The 20,981-nt window shown below is 73.0% G+C and carries 2 protein-coding genes (1 of these 2 only partly in view); both read right to left on the reverse strand.

Features of this window, described 5'->3' with window-relative positions; translation table 11 throughout:
- Positions 1–15,132, reverse strand: a complete 15,132-nt coding sequence (locus D7Y11_RS00020; RefSeq protein ID WP_126932707.1) for an SDR family NAD(P)-dependent oxidoreductase — start codon at positions 15,130–15,132, stop codon at positions 1–3.
- Positions 15,129–20,981, reverse strand: partial view of an SDR family NAD(P)-dependent oxidoreductase gene (locus D7Y11_RS00025; protein ID WP_126932708.1) — the 3' end only. It continues 6,540 nt past the right edge of the window; the window shows 5,853 of its 12,393 coding nt (coding positions 6,541–12,393); the start codon falls outside the window, past its right edge — the gene reads right to left on this strand; the stop codon is at positions 15,129–15,131. Before D7Y11_RS00025 ends, D7Y11_RS00020 begins: the two co-directional genes overlap by 4 nt.

Below are 20,981 nucleotides of genomic sequence, written 5' to 3' on the forward strand. Positions count from 1 at the left end.
TCAAGTGGACTCTCGTTCCTGGATGCCATTCCGGGCGGAGGCCGGCGGGACGGGGAGCTGGAGGCCGGCCACGTAGTGGGCGAGCTCGGAGAGCGTGCGGTGCGCGACCACGTCTCCCGGTTCCAGCATGACCCCGAAGTCCTCGCGCAGCTTGGCCACCATGAACATGACGTTGATGGAGTCCAGGCCGTACTCGCTGATGTCCGCGTGCATGTCGATCTCCGACTCGGACACCTTGAGGATGCGGGCGGCGGCCGCGCGCACCTTGGGCGCCACGCGCGTCTGGACGTCCGACTCCGGGGCGGGCGGAGGCGCGGGAGGGGCGTCCGCCTGGGGCTGCGTCCGCGCCCGGATGGCGTCCGCGATCTCCGCGATGCTGCCGCCGGACACCACCGTCATCGGTTCGAAGGCGGCGCCGAAGGCCGACTTGAGGCGCAGGATGATGGTCATCATGTCGAAGTGGTCCACCCCCTGGTCCTGGAGGGACTGGCGCGGGTCGAAGTCAGACGCCTGACGCTTCATCACCTCCGCGGCGACATGGAGGATGCGCGCCCCCGGTTCATCCGGCTCGGGTGCGGCCCGGACAGGCTCGGCGACAGGCTCGACGGCTGCCTTGGCGGCGGGCTGAACGACGGGCTCCGGCGCGGCCTGCGTGAACCAGCAGCGCTTCCGGTCGAAGGCGTACGTGGGCAGGTGGATGCGCCGCGGGCCGCCGCGGTGCAGCGAGGCCCAGTCGACCGTCGCGCCGCCGACCCACTGGCGGGCGAGCTCGCGCGGGTCGTGGGCGTGGCCGGTATCGCGGCCCTCCCCGGTCGCGGTGCCCTCCCACAGCCCGTCCACCGGCGCGCGGCCGGACAGGAACGCGTCCAGCTTCTCCACCACGTCGTCGAGCGACGTGACGACGAGCGCCAGCCGGGCGCTCCACGCCTTGCGGCCCACCTGCAGGGTGTAGAGCACGTCCTCGAGCGACAGCCGGTCGCGGTGCTGGCGCAGGAAGGTCCGCATCCGCTCCGCGCTGGCCCGCAGGGACTCCGGGCGCTTCGCGGAGAGGACGAAGACACCGGGGGCGGCCAGGGCCTGGCGGTGCGTGGCCTGGGGCGCGACGGTGTGCTCCTCCAGGATGACGTGCGCGTTGGCGCCGCCCGCCCCGAACGAGCTGAGTCCCGCGCGCCGCTTCGCGTGTGCTCCGGCGCTGGCGGGCAGCTCCCAGGGGGCGAGCCGCTGCTGGACGTGGAAGGGCGAGCCTTCGAAGGCGATCTTCGGGTTGGCCGTGTCCGCGTGCAGCGTGGGCACCAGCATGCGCTCCTTGAGCTGGAGGACGACCTTGGTGAGGCCGGCGATGCCCGCCGCGGACTCCAGGTGGCCGATGTTCGACTTCACCGACCCCAGGGCACAGAAGCCCACCGCGGGCGTCCGGGTCCGGAAGGCCTTGGTGAGCGCGGCGACCTCGATGGGGTCGCCGAGCGCGGTGCCGGTGCCGTGCGCCTCCACGTAGGAGATGCTGTCCGCCGGGACGCCGGAGCGCTGGAGCGCGGCGGCCACCACCTCCGCCTGCGCGTTCAGGTTGGGCACGGTGAAGCCGCTCGTCCTGCCGCCGGTGTTGATGGCCGTGGCCTTGATGACGGCGTGGATGGGGTCGCCGTCGCGCAGCGCCTCTCGCAGGGGCTTGAGCAGCACCGCGCCCACGCCCTCCCCGTCCACGAAGCCGTCCGCGCCCGCGCCGAACGCCTTGTTGCGGTCATCCCGGGCCAGCATGTTCACGCTGCACAGCCGCTGGTAGTGCAGCGGGTGGAGGATGAGGTTGACGCCGCCCGCGATGGCCAGGCGGCACTCGCCCCGCTTCAGGCTCTCCACCGCCAGGTGCAGCGCGGTCAGCGACGACGAGCACGCGGTGTCCACCGTGAGGCTGGGGCCGTGCAGGTCCAGGTGGAACGAGACGCGGTTGGACAGGGTCCAGTGCGCGGCGTTCGCCCGGGTGAAGCCGCCCCGGGCGTGCACCTCGCCGCTGAACAGGTCGTAGTCCTGGTTCATGGCGCCCACGAAGACGCCCACGCGCCGGTCGACGGCGTCCAGCGCGGCGGGGCCCTGGGCCGCGTCCTCCAGCACCTGCCAGGCCGTCTCCATGAAGAGCCGGGCCTGCGGGTCCAGCACGTCCGCGTCCTCCGGCACCATGTTGAAGAAGGCCGCGTCGAACTGGTCCACGCCGGAGAGGAAGCCGCCGTGACGGCTGTAGACCTCCGCGCCCTGCGCCTCCGGACGCCAGCGCTCGGAAGGAACGGGCGTGATGGCGTGGCGGCCCTCGCGCAGGTTCTTCCAGAAGGACTCCAGGTCCTCCGCCTGCGGGTAGCGGCCCGCGCATCCGATGATGGCGATGTCACCGTCCGCGGCCTCTGGGTGAACGGGAGCGCTGGGCTCCGGCGTCACGGGGGTGGACGGAGCCCGCGGCTCCGGCGGCGTCGGCGCGCCCCCGAGCAGCCGTTCGAGCGCGTCGCGGGACGTGGCGAGGAAGTGGTCCGTGAGCTTCACCAGCGTCAGGTGCTCGAAGAGCAGCGTGGAGGGCTGCTGGCCCAGGTCCGCCTCGAAGCGGGCGACGATCTTGAGGTTCACCAGCGAGTCGACGCCGAAGCGGTCCAACGGGACGTCATCCGGCAGCCGCTCCTTCGAAAGCCCCAGCAGTTCGGAGAAGACGCCCCGGACGTAGTCGAGCACGCGGCCCCGGAGCTCCCCTGCTCCGGCGGCGGGCCGGGGCGCGGATGCTCGCGGTGCGAGGGGCGCGGCCTGGGACTCGCGGGCCTCCGCCTCCGTCCACGTGAGCCCGTCACTCACCGCCATCACCAGGCACTGGCGCGACACCTGGGGCGCGGCGATGGGCGAGCCCAGCGCCAGCGCCGGCTGGAAGCCGCCGGCCTTCAGCACCCGCAGCCACTGGCCCGCGTCGAGCAGGGGCGAGCCCTCCATGCGGACGCGGGCATCGTCGAAGCGCCACCAGCCCTTCATCAGGCCGAAGGTCATGGTGACATAGCCCTGCACCGCCGTGGCGTCGCTCACCACGAGCAGGCCCCCCGGCCGCAGCAGGCGCTTGAGGTTGGCGACGGTGCGGCGGATGTCGCGGGTGGCGTGCAGGACGTTGGCGCCAAAGGCGATGTCCACGCTGCCCGGCCCCAGGTCCTGCCGGTCCACCGGCGTCTCCACGTCGAAGGTGCGGAAGTCGGCGAACGGGTGGCGCGCGCCGTACCGCTCGGCGCCGTGCCGGACGAACGCCTGGGAGATGTCCGTGTAGAGGTACTTCACCCGGCCGCCCAGCCCGTCCAGCCGCTTCAGCACGAACTCACTCGTGCCGCCCGTGCCCGCGCCCACCTCCAGCACGGTCACCGTGGCCGTGGGGTCCTGCGCGAGCCGCCGCTCCACCTGCGCGCGGATGGCCTCCGCGCAGAGGTGGTTGAAGTAGTCCGACAGCGCCGAGCCCCGGTACACGCCCTCCACGAGCGACGTCGAGCCGCCCGGGAACATCACCTCCGGGGCGTCCACCCGGCCCGTGAGGACCTCCGGGTAGGCCTGGGCGCAGGTGCGCAGCAGCCGGACGTGCGGCTCCAGCACGGGGAACTCCTGGACGAGCCGCGCGGCGTCCGCCCGGCCCGCGGACTCCACGCGCGGCGTGGTGAGGAGCAACCGGCCCTCCGCCATGAGGAAGCCGCCGCGCACCAGGATGCCCAGCAGCGCGTGGAACAGCTTGCGGTGCGTGTCCACGACGCCCAGCCGGGCGCCCAGCTCCTCCGAGGAGGTGCGCTCTCCGGCGCGCAGGAACACGCCCATCCGCTGGAAGGTCTCCAGCAGGAGCGCCTGGCCCAGCCCGTCCAGCCGCTCGAAGCCAGCCTCCAGGTGCCGCAGCGACTCCAGGTCCGCGGGGACGGAGGGCACGGGCTCCAGCGCCACCGGCCCGCGCTCCGCCGCGAACAGCTCCTGGCGGCCGGTGGCGTGGACCCGGACGGTGCCCAGCAGCTTCACGTCTCCCTTGAGCACCACCACCTGGCCCAGGTGTTCGCGCCGCGCGAGGACCCGGCGGACAATCTCCCAACCCTCCGCGGGCTCGATGGAGTCCACGCCGCGCCGGGCGAGCTCGCGGCGGTAGCGCTCGCTGGCCACGATGCCCACGCTGCCCCAGTAGCCCCAGTTGATGACGACCACCGGGAAGCCCGCACCGCCGCGCTCCAGTGCCGCCTGGGCGTCCTCGAAGCGCGAGGCCGCGGCGTAGTTGCTCTGGCCGGCGTCACAGCTGAAGGACTCCGCGGACGAGAAGAACAGCATGAAGTCCAGCGGGGTGCCCCGGAAGACCTCGAACAGGCCCTGCGTGCCCAGCACCTTGGGGGCCAGCACCTCGTCGAGGACCGGCTCCTCCAGGGTCGCGAGCGTCGCGTCCTTGAGGACGATGGCGGAGTGGATGACTCCGTCCACGGCGCCGAAGCGCGCGCGGGCCCGGGCGTGCGCGTCCCGCAGCTGGGACAGGTCGCTCACGTCCGCCGGGACATAGAGCACCTCCGCCCCGAGCGCTTCGAGCTCACGCAGCTGCTCCTGCTTGCGCGCGTCCACGGCGCTCCTGCCCACGAGCACCAGCCGGGCCTTCACCGTGCGCGCCAGGTGCAGCCCCAGCTCGTAGCCGATGCCGCCCAGGCCTCCCACGATGAAGTACACCCCGCGCGCCTTGAAGGGCTCCGCGCCGGGAGCGGCCGGCAGCACCAGCCGATCCAGCCCCAGCTCGTAGCGGCGGCCCTCGCGCAGCGCGACCTCCGTCTCATGGGCGCGGGCCTGCTCGTCGAGGATGGCGCGGGCCAGGGTGGGGCTCGCGGGCTCACCGCCGCCCACGTCCACCTGGGTCACGCTCCAGCGGACCATCTCCCGGGAGAGCGACCGCACGAAGCCGCTGACCGCCGCGGCCATGGGGCGCGGCTGCTCGTCCCCCAGCACGCGGTGCGCATCGCGCGTCACGACCTTCAGCTCCAGCGAGCGCTCCGCGAAGCCTCGCGCCAAGAGCCGCTTCACGCACCGGAACAGGGAGCGCAGGTGCTGTTCCTGGCGCGCCTTCACGTCCAGGACGCGAGCCTCCGCGGGGGCTCCGGAGAGCACTTCGCCGCCTCCGGCGGACAGCACGTACAGGACACCGGGCGCGCCTTCGCCCAGGTCCGCGGGCACCTGCCCGTCATGCAGCGCGATCCGCTGGAGCTCCGTGCCGCGCCGCCCGGCCTCCGCCACGAGTTCCGCCGCCAGCGCGGCCTCCTCCGGCTGATCCGGACGGTAGAGGATGCCCCCGCGAGCTGCTCCGGAAGACGCCGTGTGCGGGGCCTCCATCGGCTGCTCCCGCCAGCGCGGCGCGAACAGCATGCCCCCGGTGCGGTCGGACATCGGCCGCAGCACCACGTCGTCGAAGGCCGCCCGGACGACGCCCGCGTCATCCAGCAGCAGCACCTGGAAGGACGCCGCCGCCGCGTCCTGCTGGCGGACGTACGCGAAGCCCTTCGCGGGCAGCGTGCCGGGGATGCGCACCGCGCCGATCGCGAACGGGACCCGCGCCGTGCCGGCTCCGGATGCCGCGTTCCCCAGCCCCAGCAGCGAGACGGCCTGCAGCACGGTGTCCAGCAGCACGGGGTGGAGCGGGCGGCGGGACAGCTCGCCCGCCGTCTCCGGGGTGGACTCGAAGGCCGCGAGCGCCTCGCCCTCCCCTGCCTGGCAGGCCTTGAGGCCACGGAAGCGCGGCCCGTAGCCGAGCCCCAGGGCCTGCGCCCGCGCGTAGAGCGCGTCCGCGTCGATGGAGGTCCGGCACCGCTCCCGCACCGCGCCCAGCGCGACGGGGCCCGGTGCGTTCCCAGCGTCATCCGGGTGAAGCTCTCCGGAGGCGTGGACGGTGCGCGCGCCGCTGGCATCCTGGCTGCGCAGGACGAGCCGGAGGACCGCGCCCTGCCGCGTCACCGCCACCTCCACGTCGTGATCCGTGGTCACGACGAGCGGCTGGTGGAATGCCACCTGCGCCATCCGCGTCCGCTGCGTCTCACCCAACAGCCGCCCGGCCTGGGCCATGAGCTCCAGCCACGCCGTGCCCGGCATCACCGGCTGGCCGTGCACCTGGTGATGCGTCACCAGGACGTCCTTAGCCGAAAGCCGGGTCTTGAGGACGAGCCCGCCCTCCTCCAGGCCCATCTGGAAGGTGGACGCCTCCGCCTGGAGGGGCGCGGTGCGCTCCGTCTTCCGGAACCAGCAGCGCTCCTTCGCGAACGGATAGGTGGGCAGCGCGAGCGGCTCCGGACGCGGCCCCTTGCGCAGGCGGGCCCAGTCCACCCGGACGCCCAGGGTCCACAGCTTCGCCACCTTCGCGAGCGAGCCGCCCGCCAGGAGCGCCTCCAGGTACTGCTCGCCCTCGCGGCCCTCCAGCAGCCAGTCCGCGTCCGAGCCCTCCTCGCGCTGCCGCTGGTGGTGGAGGTCGGAGCCCGAGCCGTTCGCGCCGTCCGCGAAGCGCAGGAGCTGCTCACGGACCTCGCGCGGCGACGACGCCACGAAGGCCAGCCGCTCCTCCATGGCCGTGCGCCCCGTCTGGAGCGTCCACGCCAGCGCGTCGAGCGGGAGGCCTTCCGCGTGCGCCCCGATGAAGTCCGCGAGCCGCCGGGCCTGGACCTTCAGCCGCGCCTCGTCGCGGGCGGAGAGGACCACGACCTCGGACGGCGCGGGGACGGGGGCGCGCGCCGGAGCGGGAGCGGCGTACTCCTCCACCACGAGGTGCGCGTTGGTGCCGCTGAAGCCGAAGGAGCTGATCGCCGCCCGCCGGGGCGCGCCGGGCGCGGGGACCCAGTCGGACAGCTGCGTGACGACGTGGAACGGCGTGTCCTGGAAGCCGATGAGGCTGTTCTCCCGCTCGAAGTGGAGCGACGGCGGCAGCTGGCGGTGCTTGAGCGCCAGCAGCACCTTGATGAGGCTGGCGACGCCCGCCGCCGCGGACGTGTGGCCGATGTTCGTCTTCACCGACCCGAGCCCGCAGAAGCGCGTGCGCGGCGTGAAGGCGCGGAACGCGTCCGTGAGGGCCTTCACCTCGATGGGGTCCCCGAGCTTCGTGCCCGTGCCGTGCGCCTCCACGTACGTGAGGGTCTCCGGATCGATGCCGAAGCGGCGGTAGAGCGAGACCTCCAGCGCTGTCTGCGACTGGGCGCTGGGCGCGGTGATGCCGTTGGTGCGGCCGTCCTGGTTGGTCGCCGTCCCCTTGATGACGCCGAGGATGCGGTCGCCATCCCGCCGCGCCTTGTCCAGCCGCTTGAGGATGACGGCGCCCACGCCCTCACCGGGCACGAAGCCGTCCGCGCCCTGGTCGAACGTGTGGCACCGGCCGGTGGGCGACAGCATCCCCGCCCCGTCCATCTTCGCGTAGGAGCTCTCCGACAGGTAGAGCGTCACGCCGCCCACGAGCATCAGGTCCGCCTCGTCGCTGACCAGGCTCTGGCGGGCCAGGTGCATCGCGACCAGGGACGAGGAGCACGCGGTGTCGAGCTGCATCGCCGGGCCCTTGAGGTTCAGGAAGTAGGCGATGCGCGCGGCGAGGATGGAGTTCGCGTTGCCGGTCATCGCCTGGGCCTGGCGGACCGCCGCCGGGTCCGTGCCCAGCAGCTCGTGGTAGTCGTTGTTCATGACGCCCACGTAGACGCCGCAGCGCTGGCCCTCCAGCCGCTCCGCCGCGTAGCCCGCGTCCTCCAGCGCCGCCCAGGCCGTCTCCAGGAACAGCCGCTGCTGCGGATCCATCAGCGCCGCTTCGTTGGGCGAGATGTTGAAGAAGAGAGGGTCGAACGCGTCGACGTCGTCCAGGAAGCCGCCCCAGCGGCAGCGGTGTCCCGCGCGCGTGGCGTCCCACCGCTCGGAGGGGACCTCGCGCAGGGAGCACACGCCGTCCTTCAGGTTGCGCCAGAACGCGTCCACGTCCGGGGCGCCCGGCAGCTTCGCAGCCATGCCGATGATGGCGATGTCCTCGGACCCGGCCTCCGCCAGGGCGGTGCGCACGGGCTCGCGCTGGACCTCCACGGACGGCGGGGGCGCGGCGGCGGCCACCGGCGCGGGAGTGCGCACGGGCTCCACCGGCGCGCGCCACAGCTCCAGGAGCTCGTCACCGGGGAGGGACTCGTCCAGTCCGGGGGACTTCGCGCTGGCCCGCACCTCCACCACGGGCACGGCTTGGGGCACGGGCGCGGCTTGCGGCGCGGGGGCCGGGGCCACGACGGGTTCCGGTGCGCTCGGGGGCGCGGCCGTGCGGGGGGCCAGCTCCTGGAGGACCTTCGCCAGGCGGGGGATGTCCCCGTAGTCGAAGAGCTGCACCGCCTCCAGCGACGTGCCCATCCGCGCGTTGAGGTTCTTCACGAACTCCAGGGCCAGGATGGAGTCCAGCCCCATCTCCGCGAACGAGCGGCTTTCGGAGAGCTCCTCCTCGGGCACGTGGAGCGTGGCCGAGAGCAGCCCCTTGAGCTGACGGCGGAGCGTGGCTTGCGACACGGCCGGGGCCGGCGCGGACGGCACCGGGGCGGGCACGGACGGCGCGGGGGCCGGCCGCGCTTCCGGCACGGGCGCGGCGCGCTGTTCATCCAGGACCCGCGGGGACTCCTTTGCCTGGGGCTGCTTCAGCTTCAGCTTCATGACCGCCTTGTCCTTCCACCCGGTTTCCACCGCTTCCCCTCGCGTCGTCGCCGCGGGCCGCGCGAAGCGCTCCGCGTCACACCAGAACCGCTTCCGCTCGAAGGGATACGTCGCGAACGAGACGCGCCGGCGAGGCTGCCCCGCGTGCAGCGCGCTCCAGTCGACCTCCGAGCCATCCACCCAGGCCCGGCACAGCGCCTCCAGCGGCTCGGTGCCAGGGATGCGCGCTCCGGAAGGCCGGGCCTGGGCCTTGCCGCGGAACACGCCTTCTTGCGCCGTGCCGCCTTGCGCGAACGCCTCCAGCTTGCGCTCCAGGTCACGCGGGTCCGACGCGATGACGGCCAGGCGCTCCGTCATGGCCTCGCGCCCCTCCTGCGTCGTGAAGGCGAGGTCCTCCAGCCGCACGCCGTCCAACGCGCCCGACCGCACGTCGCCCAGCAGCCGCCGGGCATACTCCGTGAGGGCCGCTTCCGTGCGCGCCGACAGCAGCAGGGCCTGGGGGCCCGAGGCCCGCGCGGGCAGCGGAGGCGCGACGTACTCCTCGATGGCGACGTGCGCGTTGGCACCACCGAACCCGAACGAGCTCACGCCCGCCACGCGCAGGGAGCTGCCGTCCGCGCCCACCCGCGACTCCCACGGCTGAAGCCGCGTCGCCAGCTGGAACGGCGTGTCCTCCAGGCGGATCTGCGGGTTCACCTGTTCGAGCGTGGCGTTGGGCGGGATCCGCTTGTGCGCCAGCGCGAGCAGCACCTTCGCGACACCCGCGGCGCCCGCGGCGGCCTCCAGGTGGCCGGTGTTCCCCTTGAGCGAACCGATGGCGCAGCGGGCCTGACCGCCGTACGGCAGGTTCCACTCGCGGTAGAGCGTGTCGAAGGCCTTCTTGATGCCGTTGACTTCAATCGGGTCCCCGAGCGGCGTGCCGGAGCCGTGCGCTTCGATGAGGGACACGCGGTCCGGGGCGATGCCCGCCTTGCGGTAGACGGTCGTCAGCAGCTCCGCCTGCGCGTTCGGGTTGGGCGCGGTGAGCGAGTGCGCCCGCCCGCCGTGGTTCGTGGCGGAGGCCCGGATGACGCCGTAGACGTGGTCCCCGTCCGCGAGGGCCTTGTTCAACGGCTTGAGCATCAGGGCCACGACGCCCTCGCCCCGGACGTAGCCGTTGGCGCCCGCGTCGAACGCGCGCAGGCGGCCGTCCGGGCTCAGCATGCCCGCCGAGTCGAAGGCCACGAAGAGCGCCGGGCTGAGCAGCAGGTTGACGCCACCCGCGATGGCGGCGTCGCAGCTGCCTTCGCGCAGGGCCTCGCAGGCCCGGTGGATGGCGATGAGCGAGCTGGAGCAGGCCGTGTTGCACGGCTCGCTCGGCCCGTGGAAGTTGAACTGGTAGGAGATGCGGTTCGCGAGCAGCGCGTGCGCGGTGCCCGTGGGCGCCAGGGCCTCTCCCTCCAGGCCCCGCTCCTTCAGCAGGCCGCCGTAGTCGGAGGTCGCCACGCCCACGAAGAGGCCCGTGCGGGAACCCGACAGGCTGGACGGCTTGTAGCCGGCGTCCTCCAGGGTCTTCCAGACGGTCTCCAGGAAGAGCCGCTGCTGCGGGTCCATCAGCTCCGCCTCGCGGGGCGTGATGCCGAAGAACGCCGCGTCGAAGCCGTCCACGCGCGGCAGGAAGCCGCCCCACTTCGCGCGCGTGCGGCTGGTGTCCCAGCGGTCCGCGGGGATCTCCTCCGTCAGCACGTCGCCCGCTTCCAGGTGCCGCCAGAGCTCGCGCAGGTCGCTGGAGCGCGGCAGCTCGCCCGCCATGCCGATGACGGCGATGCCTTCGTCTCCGGGGCGCGCGGCGGGTGCCCGGACTTCCGGCACGGAGGCGACGGGAGCGGGCACGGGCGCGGGTGCACTCTCCGGCGGCGCCGTGGGGCGCGAGTGCTTGCGGATGGCGTCGCCGTGGTTCTTCATCAGGAACCCGGCGAACTCGCGGATGGTCGCGTGCTCGAAGAACGACGCGGGCGTGATGTCGAGCCCGTAGTGGTCGTTCATCCGGTTGGCCAGCTCGGTGAGGATGATGGAGTCGAAGCCGTAGTCCACGAGCTCGTCGTCCACGCTGACCGCGTCCCGGTCCACCTTCAGCAGCGAGACGACCTCGTCCACGATCCGCTGCCGCAGCGCCTCGATGACCGCCGAACCGTCCACGACCGACTCCTCGATACGGGCGGGAGAGGTCCCCCCGGTGGAAACTGGTGCATCCATGAATGCCGCGGGTGCTTCGGCCGGCCCGGCCACGTCGGCCAGGCTGGCGGTGCGCGCGGGGTCTCCGTACGCGACGACGACGTGCGGCTCGGAGATCCGCAGCGTCGCTTCGAACAGCGCGAGCCCCGCCGGGGTGTCCAGGGCGCGCATGCCCAGGGTCTTCTCCACCAGCCGCTCCAGCTCCGCGGTCACGGGGAGGCCGCCCTCCTTCCACAAGGGCCAGCTCACGGACACGGTCCGGCCCCGCCGGAAGCCCGCCTCGCGCAGGCGCTCCCGGTGGTGGGCGAAGTGGTCCATCACGGCGTTGGCGTAGGCGTAGTCCCCCTGCCCCGCGTTGCCGAGCACCGAGGAGACCGACGAGCAGAGCGCGAAGAAGTCCAGCGGCACGTCCCGCGTCGCCTGGTCGAGCGCGAACAGGCCCTCCAGCTTGGGCCGCAGGCACTCCTCCATCGCGGCGCGGCCCCTGCCGGCCTGGAGGGTGCGCAGATTGCCAGCGGCGTGGATGACGCCGTGCAGGTCGCCCAGCTCCGTCCTCGCGCGCTCCACGGCCTCGCGCACGGCGTCCGCGTTCGCGACGTCGCAGCGCAGGTAGAGGACGCGAGCCCCCTGCCGCTCCAGCTCCAAGATCCGCTCCCGCTGGGCGGTTCCCAGCTCGGAGCGCCCCAGGAGCGCCAGCCGCGCCTGGAACTTCGAGGCGAGGTGGTGCGCGAAGACGAAGCCAAGCGCTCCCGCTCCACCGGTGATGAGGTAGACGCCGCCCTGACGCGGCGTGGGGCCCTGGCGCGTCCAGGCCTTGGGGGACAGCTCTCGGAGGACCCGGAGGAACCGGCCCCCGGCGCGGTGGAGCACGGGCGCGGAGTCCTCACCGTCGCGCAGCTCCGCCACGATGAGCCCCGCGAGCGCTCCGGTGCCCGGGACCGTCACGCCGACGGTGCGGCAGCGAAGGGCCGGGTTCTCCGTGGCGAGCGTCGCGAACAGGCCGTCCACGCCGCCGTGGACCGGAATCGCCGCGTCCGCGTGCAGGGGGTGGAAGAAGAAGAGGCGCGTGGGGCCCAGCAGGTGCGAGCGCGCCATGGCCCCCGCGATCCGCACGAGGGAGTAGAAGCCCTCGTCCTTCTGGCGCTCGAGGCCGGTGGAGTCCTCGGGAGGACCGTCCAGGGCCCACAGATGGAGGAGGTCCACCGCATCGCGCGCGCCCGCGCCGCAGGCCGTGAGGAGCGCCGAGTAGGACTCCTCGTCGTCAGGCCGGACCTCGAAGGTGTCGGGACCGAGCGCGCGGAACGACGCACCCGGCCGGACCTGGACGGTGCGGACACCGGGGGTCAGGGCCCGCAGGCGCTGCCCCAGTTCGGCGTGGAGCGCGGCATCCCGGGTGAGGATGATGGTGACTCCGGCCGGCGCGGGAGTGCTCGCGTTGGACGTGAGGTCGCGCCTGCGCCACTCATACCGGAGGAGCCGCGCGGAGGAGGCCGACCCCGCGCTGGTGGCGGACGGGCTCCGGGCTTCCGTCGTCCGCGTGGGGCCAGGGCCAGCGCCGTCCGCAAGAGCGGCAGGCCGAGCCGCCGTGGAGGTGGGCGAAGCTTCCGCCACGATTGAGGCCTCTTGAGCGGCGGCGGGCGCGGCCCAGCAGCTGCGGCGCTGGAAGGGATAGGCGGGCAGTGGCACCAGCGTGTGGTGCTCGGCGGGGACCAATCGGGCCCAGTCGCATGTTCCGCCCGCGAGGAAGACGTCGCCAAGCGCGGTGAGCACCTCGCGGTACCCGGCCTCCGACAGCTCCTGCGTCGTGAGCTTCCGCACGAGCGCGTTGGCGTCCGGCATCGACTCCGCCGGACGCGGCGGGGACAGCGGGAGCCGGTGTGCTTCCAGCGCCCTGCCGACAAGTGCCTCCAGCTCCTCCCGGCTGCTCGCGACGAACGCGATGCGCCGGGCGTAGTGCGGGCGCTTGCACAGCAGCGTGAACGCGACGTCCCCCAGCGAGCACTCGTGGCCACTCAGCCACGCCTTCAGGTCCACCAGCGCGGCCCGGAGCGAGTCCTCCGTCTTCGCCGTGACAGGCACCAGCCACGCGGGCTTCACCGGCGCGGTGAGACGCTCGCGCCGGGGCGCCTCCTCCAGGACGACATGGCAGTTCGTCCCGCCGAAGCCGAAGGAGTTGATCGCCGCCATGCGCGGCTGGCCGTCGTGACCTTGCCAGGGCGTCTGTTGCCGGGCGACGCGGAACGGACCGTCGGCGAAGTCGATGAGGGGGTTCAGCTCCTCCAGGTGCAGTGACGGCGGCAGCGCTCCATGCTCCAGCGCGAGCAGCACCTTGATGACGCTCGCGATGCCGGCGCTGAACGTGGTGTGGCCGATGTTCGGCTTCACCGAGCCCACGGTGCAGAAGCCCACGTCCCGCGTGGACTGCTGGAAGGAGCGCGTCAGCGCCTCCAGCTCGATGGGGTCTCCCAGCGCGGTGCCCGTGCCGTGCGCCTCCACGTAGGTGATGCGGCGGGGCTGGATGCCGAAGCGCTGGTAGACGTCGCGCTGGAGCCGCTCCTGCGCCGCGGGGTTGGGCGCGGTGATGCCGTTGGTGCGGCCGTCCTGGTTGACGCCGAACCCCCGCACGACGCCGCGGATGGCGTCGCCGTCACGCAGCGCCGCATCCAGGCGCTTGAGGACCACGGCGCCCACGCCCTCGCCCAGCGCGATGCCGTCCGCCTTCTTGTCGAAGGTGCGGCACCGCCCCGTCCGGGACAGCATCCCCGCCTTGCTCGCCTTGATGTGCAGCTTCGGCGTCACCATGACGTGGACGCCGCCCGCGATGGCCAGCTCGCTCTCCCCCGTCAGGACGCTCTGGCACGCCACGCTCAGGGCCGTGAGCGAAGACGAGCACGCCGTGTCCAGCGTCATCGCCGGACCCTTGAGGTCCAGGAAGTAGGAGATGCGCGCGGCCAGCACCGCGGGCGACAGGCCGGTGAAGGCCTGCGCCGTCGTGGCCTGCTGGGTCTCCGCGAGCAGCTCCTCGTAGTCGCTGACGGAGGCCCCCACGAAGACGCCGCAGGTGCGGTCCTTGAGGTCCTCCGGCCGCAGCCCCGCGCTCTCCAGGGCCCGGTAGGACTCCTCCAGGAAGAGCCGTTGCTGCGGGTCCATGATCTCCGCCTCCATGGGGGAGATGCCGAAGAACCCGGGGTCGAAGCGGTCCACTCCGTCCAGGAAGCCGCCCCACCTGCTCACCGTCCGCCCCGGCGCGCGGGGGTTCGGGTCGTAGTAGCGGGCGTTGTCCCAGCGCTCGGCGGGCACCTCCGTGATGGAGTCCACACCGTCCATCAGGTTGCTCCAGAACGCCTCCGGATCCGCCGCTCCGGGGAAGCGGCCGGAGTAGCCGATGATGGCCACCGCCCGCTCATCGCCGTCGCGCGAGGCCACCGGCGCGGCGTGCTGCCGCGCGGGCGTCACGGAGAGGTCGTCTGGCTGGAGGCGCCGGACGCGCAGCTCGTGGATCGCGAACACGACCTGGCCGCTCGCGTCCAGCAGGTCCATGTCGAACGCCATGGCCTCGCCGTCATTGGACAGCAGCCGCGCCACGGCGGTGTGCGGTGCTCCGTCCACGTCTCCAGGCATGTCCACGCGCCTTGCGCCCACGGGGACGTAGACGCTCGCCGGAACACCGGACAGGTGGATGGCGGTGCTCAGCGCCGTCATCAGCAGCCCGTTGACGATGGGCGGCTGGAGCAGGAAGCGCGGCTCCCACGCGCGGCCCTCCTGCGAGGGCTCGATGCGCGAGACGGACACGCCCGCCTGGACGCGCAGCCCGTCCATCGTCCGGTAGAACGGACCGATGCCCAGGTGCGGGTTGCGGCCGTAGACGTCGTCCTGGGACAGCGTGAGGGGCCAGGACCCGAAGTCCGGCGGCGGCACGGTGGACGCGCCCGCGGGGCCGGTCAGCTCCCGCACCTGGCCCTTGAGGTGCAACCGCCCCGTCGGGCCTCCGTCGCTCTTCACCGCGAAGCGCCATCCGGCCGGCTCCTCGCGGAACAGCAGCGTGAGGGAGGTGGGCGCGTCATGGGCGCCTACGACCGGCGCGCTGATGACCAGGTCATCCAACTGCACGCGCGACAGGCCCAGGCGCGTCTTCGCCACGGAGTACACGAGCTCCAGGTACGCGTCCGTGGGGAACAGCGGACGGCCGAAGACCTCGTGCGCGCTCAGGCACGGGTTCTCCGACGCGGACGTCTGGAACGTGAAGGTCAACGAGCCGCTCATGACTCCCCTGCTCCGTTCGACGACCGGGAGGCCGCGGACTCGGACACGGCGAAGAACAGGCGCTTGTCCGCGCGAGGTTCCGGCGCGCCTCCCGCCGCCACGGCCTGCGCGATGTAGGCGCCAAGCCGCTCCAGCGACGGATGCTCGTAGACCTTGCTCGGGCTGACCTTGATGGCGAAGCGCTGGTTCACCTTGTCCATGAACTCGATGCCGAGGACGGAATCGAGGCCCAGCTCCACCAGCGGACGGGAGGCTTCGATGGCCTCCGGGTCGGTGAACAGCACGCCGGCCAGCAGCGCGCGCAGCACCTGTGTCGTCTCCGGCACGGAGCTGACCGCCGCGGGAGCCGGGGCCTGCTGGGGCGCCACCGCGGTCGGGGGTGTCTTCACGTCCAGGCTCCGGGCCAGCCCGCTCAGGGTCTGCTCGCCCTGGAAGTGGACCGTGCGCAGGGACGTCCCGAACTCCTCGTTGACCTTGCGGAAGAACTCATCCGCGAGCACCGGATCCAGCCCGAGGTCCGCCAGGGGCTCGTTCACGCCCACGGCCGCGGCGTCCACGAAGAGGACCTGCGCCAGCAGGGCCCGGAGGCGCTCGACGGGAGGCACAGCGCCAGGCCGGGAGGACTCCGGGACGGGTGCGGCGGCCACGGGCATTGGCGCGGCGACCGGCGCCGGGGGGACGGCCACGAGCGTCGGCGCGGCGACCTGCGCCTGGGGGACGGCCACGGGCATTGGCGCGGCGACCGGCGCCGGGGTGACGGCCACGGGCATTGGCGCGGACGATTGAGACGCGACGGGCTTCGTCACTTCGGCCGCCACGGGGAGCCTCAGCGTGAGCTTGCCGGGACGCGCCACGGGAGCCTCCGCGGCCACGGGCGTCACGGGCGCCCGGGGCGGAGCCTGCACCGGGGGCGCGACCGGCTCCACCACGGGCCTGGGCTCGGGGACGGCCTGCGCCGCGACGGGCATCGGCGTGTGCAGGTCGTACCAGTGGGCCTCCTCCACGAACGGATAGGTCGGCAGCGGGACGCGGCGGCGCGCGCGGCCTTCGTGCAGCAGGCGCCAGTCCACGTCCACGCCCAGGGTCCACAGCTGGCAGAGCTTCGGGAGCCGGCCGTTGCGCGCGAGCGTGCGCAGGTACAGCGCGCCTTCCTCGCCCTCGATGAGCAGGCCCACCGCCGCGCCGTGCTCCGCCTTTCGGCCCAGGAACACCCCTTCCGTCTCCGGGGCCCCCGACGTGAAGGCCTTCAGCTTCGCGAGCAACTCCTGCCGGTTCGACGCGAGCACCGCCAGCCGGACGGCCATGGCCTCGCGGCCCACCTGCGTGGTGTACGCGACGTCCTGGAGCGCGACGGCCGGGCCCCGGGCCTCCAGGTCCTGGAGCAGGTCCGCCGCGTACCGGCGGAGGACCGCGTCCGTCCTCGCGGAGAGGACGAACACCTGGGCTTCCGCGTCCTCCTGACGGGGCGCGGGGGACTCCACGTGCTCTTCAATCACCAGGTGGGCGTTCACGCCGCCGAAGCCGAAGGAGCTGAGGCCCGCCACGCGAGGGCCCCGGGGGCTCTCCCACGCCTGGAGCGAGCCCGGGAGGTAGAACGGCGACCCCTCCAGGTCCACGTAGGGGTTGCGCTCACGAAAGTGGGCGTTGGCGGGGAGCTTCCGGTGCTTCAGGGCCAGCAGCACCTTCACCAGCCCGGCCATGCCCGCGGCGGCCTCCAGGTGCCCGGCGTTCGTCTTCACCGCGCCCAACGCACAGCGCGCGTCCGTGGCGGTGTCCTCCGCGGAGAGCTGGCGGAAGGCCTTCTTGAGCGCGTTGACCTCGATGGGGTCGCCCAGGCTGGTCCCCGTGCCGTGCGCTTCGATGTATGAGACGCGCGACGGGGCGATGCCCGCCTCCCGGTAGGCACGCACGAGCAGGTCGGCCTGGGCGTTGGGGTTGGGAGCGGTGAGGGAGTTGGCGCGGCCCGCGTGGCCCACCACCGCGGCGCGCACGATGCCGCGGATGGTGTCACCGTCCTCCAGCGCCTTGCGCAGCGGCTTGAGCACCACGGCGGCGCACCCCTCACCGCGCACGTAGCCGTTGGCGTCCTTGTCGAACGTCTTGCACTGCCCGTCGGGGCTCAACATCCCCGCCTTGTCGAACGCGAGGAAGAGCGTGGGCGCGAGCAGCAGGTTCACACCGCCCGCGATGGCCACGTCGCACTGGCCGTCACGCAGGGCCGCCACCGCGCGCTGCACCGCCACCAGTGAGCTGGAGCAGGCCGTGTCCACCGGCTCGCTGGGGCCGGTGAAGTTGAACAAGTAGGAGATGCGGTTGACGAGGATGGAGTGGAACACGCCCGTCGACGTGAGCCCGTCGATGGGTGCGTTGCGCGCGCGCAGAAGCTCCGTGTAGTCGGAGGTCGCGACCCCCACGAAGAGCCCCACCCGGGCTCCCCACCAGTCCGACATCCGATAGCCGGCGTCCTCCACGCCCTGCCACAGCGTGCGCAGGAAGACGCGCTGCTGCGGATCCATGAAGTCCGCTTCCCGCGCGGAGATGCCGAAGAACTCCGCGTCGAAGTGCTCCGGGTGCGGGATGAAGCCGCCCCGCTTGCCGCGCACCGCGTCCAGCAGGCCCGGCACCGCCTGGCCATAGGCCGCCTTCCACCAGTCCCAGCGCTGCTCGGGGATGGGGGTGACCAGGTCCTCGCCCGCCTCCAGGCGCTTCCAGAACTGCTCCAGGTTCTCCGAGCGCGGCATGACGCCACTGACGCCAATGATGGCGATGGCGTCCTGTGCCGTCCGCGAACCCACGGGCTCGTGACGCACGGGCGCCGCTGCCGGAGGAGCCTTTGCCGCCGCTGGAGCCATGGGGCCGGCCATGGCCGGTGCACGGCGCGGTTCGACGGCGACGGCGGGCGCCGCGGGTACGGCGGGCGTCGCCGGCCGCACGGAGGCCACGTGGTCCGCCAGCGAGGCCAGCGTGGCGTGCTCGAAGAAGATCGCGGGCGACAGCTCCGTGCGGAAGTGCTCGTTCAGCGCGTTGGCGAACTGGGTGAAGGTGATGGAATCGAAGCCGTACTCGCGCAGGTCCTCGTTGGGGTGGATGTCCTGGCGGCCCACGCGGAGCAGCCGCGACATGATGGCCACCATGTCCGCGCGAACCTGTCCGGCCGCGTCCCCGGCCGGAGCCTCCGCGCGGCGGGCGGGGGCCTGGGCCCCGAGCAGGCCGTCAATCCTGTCCTTGTTGCCAGCGATGACCATGAGCTGCGACTCCCTGAATGTGAGCGCTCGTTCGAACGCCTTGAGACCTTCATCGCGAAGCAGCGGACGCAGTCCCATCGTCGTCGCCAGCAATGCCTCGCTCGCCGGATCCACCGTCATGCCGCCGTCGCGCCAGAGCGGCCAGTCGAGCGACACCGTCTGCCCGGACCGCTCACCCCGCTGCCGCAGCGCCTCGCGTTGCCACGCGAACGCATCAAGGAAGGCGTTGGCGTACGCGTAGTCACCCTGCCCCGTGTTGCCCAGCACCGCGGACACCGAGGAGAAGAGGACGAAGGCGTCCAGCGGTTCACCGCGGGTCGCCGCGTCCAGGTGCATGGCGCCCAGCAGCTTCGGGCGCAGCACCTCCTCCAGTTCCCGCCGCGTCTTCTTCAGCAGGAAGGCATCGCGGCGGACGCCCGCGCCATGCAGGACGACGTGCAGGGCACCGAAGTGCTCGCGCGTCGCGCGCACCCAGGCCGCGACGTCCTCCTGATTGCTGACGTCCCCCTGGAGATGGAGGACCCGCGATGCATCACCCAACCGCGCGAGCCGGGCCTGCTTCGCCGCGTCCAGCGCGGAGCGGCCGGTGAGCACCACACGCGCGTCGTGATGGCGGACGAGGTGCTCCGCGAAGAGCAGGCCCAGGCCTCCAGCGCCACCGGTGATGAGGTGCACACCGCCCCGCCGGAGCGCGGATGCCGCGCTGGCCGGAGCCTCCACGCCCGCCCAACGCCGCGTGAGCCGCAGCTCCCCGTCGTAGGCGACGTCCGAGCAGCCCGGGGACACCGCGGAGAGCTCCCGCCACAGCAGCGCCGCCGTTTCCCTCGCGGGTCGGGCGTCGAGGCCCACGCTCGCGCAGGAGAGTCCGGACTTCTCGCGCACCAGGGTCCGCAACAGGCCACCGGGCGCGGCGAGCACGGGGCTCGCGTCGGTGCCCGTGGGGTACGCGTACACCAGCGACACCTGGGGTGCCGCGCGCGCCTGGAGCAACGCCTGGAAGAGGAAGAGCAGCGAGAGGCCGCTCGCGGCGATCCGCGCATCCAGCGACGCGGCCCGAGCCTCGCCCGAGCGCAGCGACGCCACCTGGAGGATGCGCGTGGGACGGATGCCTTCGCGCAGCAGGGATTCGACGAGCGACTGGTAGCTGGCGGGATCCTCCACGTCCACCGTGAAGCCACCCTGCGACGGGCCCAGGGCCACGGGAACCAGCCGCGCGCCCTCCCCCGCCGCGTGCAGCTCCGTCCGAAGCGCGGAGACGAGATCCTCGTCCGCCCCCAGCACCAACACGTCGCCCGAGGTGGGCGCACGCATGGCGGGCAGCGGCGTCTCATGCCACTCCGGCCGGTAGAAGTACGGACCGGTGCCCGGCGCTGCTTCCGGCTCCGGAGCGGCCATGCGGCCCAGGAACACGTCGCGCAGCGTGGCGAACACGCGCCCCGTGCCGTCCGCGAGGTCGATGTCGAAGCGGAAGCCCTCGCGCGAGGGCTCGCCCCTCCGGACGTGGGCGTGCGGTCCCTGACCGGGCTCGCCCAGCACGTCCAGCGCGCCCAGGGAGAACGGCACATGGGCCTCCGTGGCGTGCCCGGCATGCAGTAGCAGCGCCAGCGCCGACTGCAATGCGCCGTCCAGCAGGGACACCCACGCGTCCTCACGCCGCTCCCGGGGGTCGACCTCCAGGCTCGCCAGCGCTTCGCCCGTGCCCAGCGACACCCGTCCGATACGCTGGAACCTCGCGCCATACCGCAGGCCCAGCGCGCTGAAGGCGGCGTAGCAGGCCGCCCCCGTCTTCAGGACCGGGCACCTTTCGCGTGCGCCCCTGAGGTCCAGCGCGTGCACCGGCGCCGCGTCCCCCGCCAGCACCGAGCCTTCGGCGTAGCAGCGCCGCTCCGTGCCCGCCCCCGACCAGAGGCCGAAGCGGATCCGGTCCTCCTTGGATTCGAGCGACAGCTCCACCTGCGCGCTGCCCCGCACCGATAGCGGCCTCATCCACACCGCGTTCCGGATGCGGCGCGCCCGCGCTCCAGGGCCCGTGAGCCCTTCGGTGGCGAGCAGCTTCGCGAGCATGAAGACACCCGGCAGCGTTGGCTCACCGTGGAGCACGTGGTCCGCGAGCAGCGGCTCCTGCTCCGACAGCGTCTGCTCTATCGCCGGGCCGTCGTTCCCAGGATGCTCCCGCCGGCCGAGCAGCGGCTCCTGCTCCGGCAGTCCCTGAGCGGGCGCCGGTGGCGTGGGCGCGTCGATCCAGAAGCGCTCCCGCCGGAACGGGTACGTCGGCAGGCTCACGATGCGGCCTGACGCTCCGTCCAACGCGCGCGCCGGGTCCAGGCTCCCGCCCTGCCGCCAGGCCTCCGCCAGACGGTTCAGCTCCGTGGAGCGGGCGTCCTCACCAGCCGCGGCTTCGCGCGGATACGCCGCGAGCGCTGCGCGCAGCATGTCCCGGTCGCGGGCCACCACCGCCCACCGGGTGTTGAACGCGTTGCGTCCCACCATCAGCGTGTGGGCGACATCCGCCAGGGAGCACGCCCGGCCCTCCTCGGTGTCGAGGAACGCCAGGAGCCGCGCCACCTGCTCCTTCAGCCGCTCCGCGTCGCGGGCAGAGAACAC

This window comes from Corallococcus sp. AB018, assembly GCF_003986945.1.
Lineage (GTDB): Bacteria > Myxococcota > Myxococcia > Myxococcales > Myxococcaceae > Corallococcus > Corallococcus exiguus.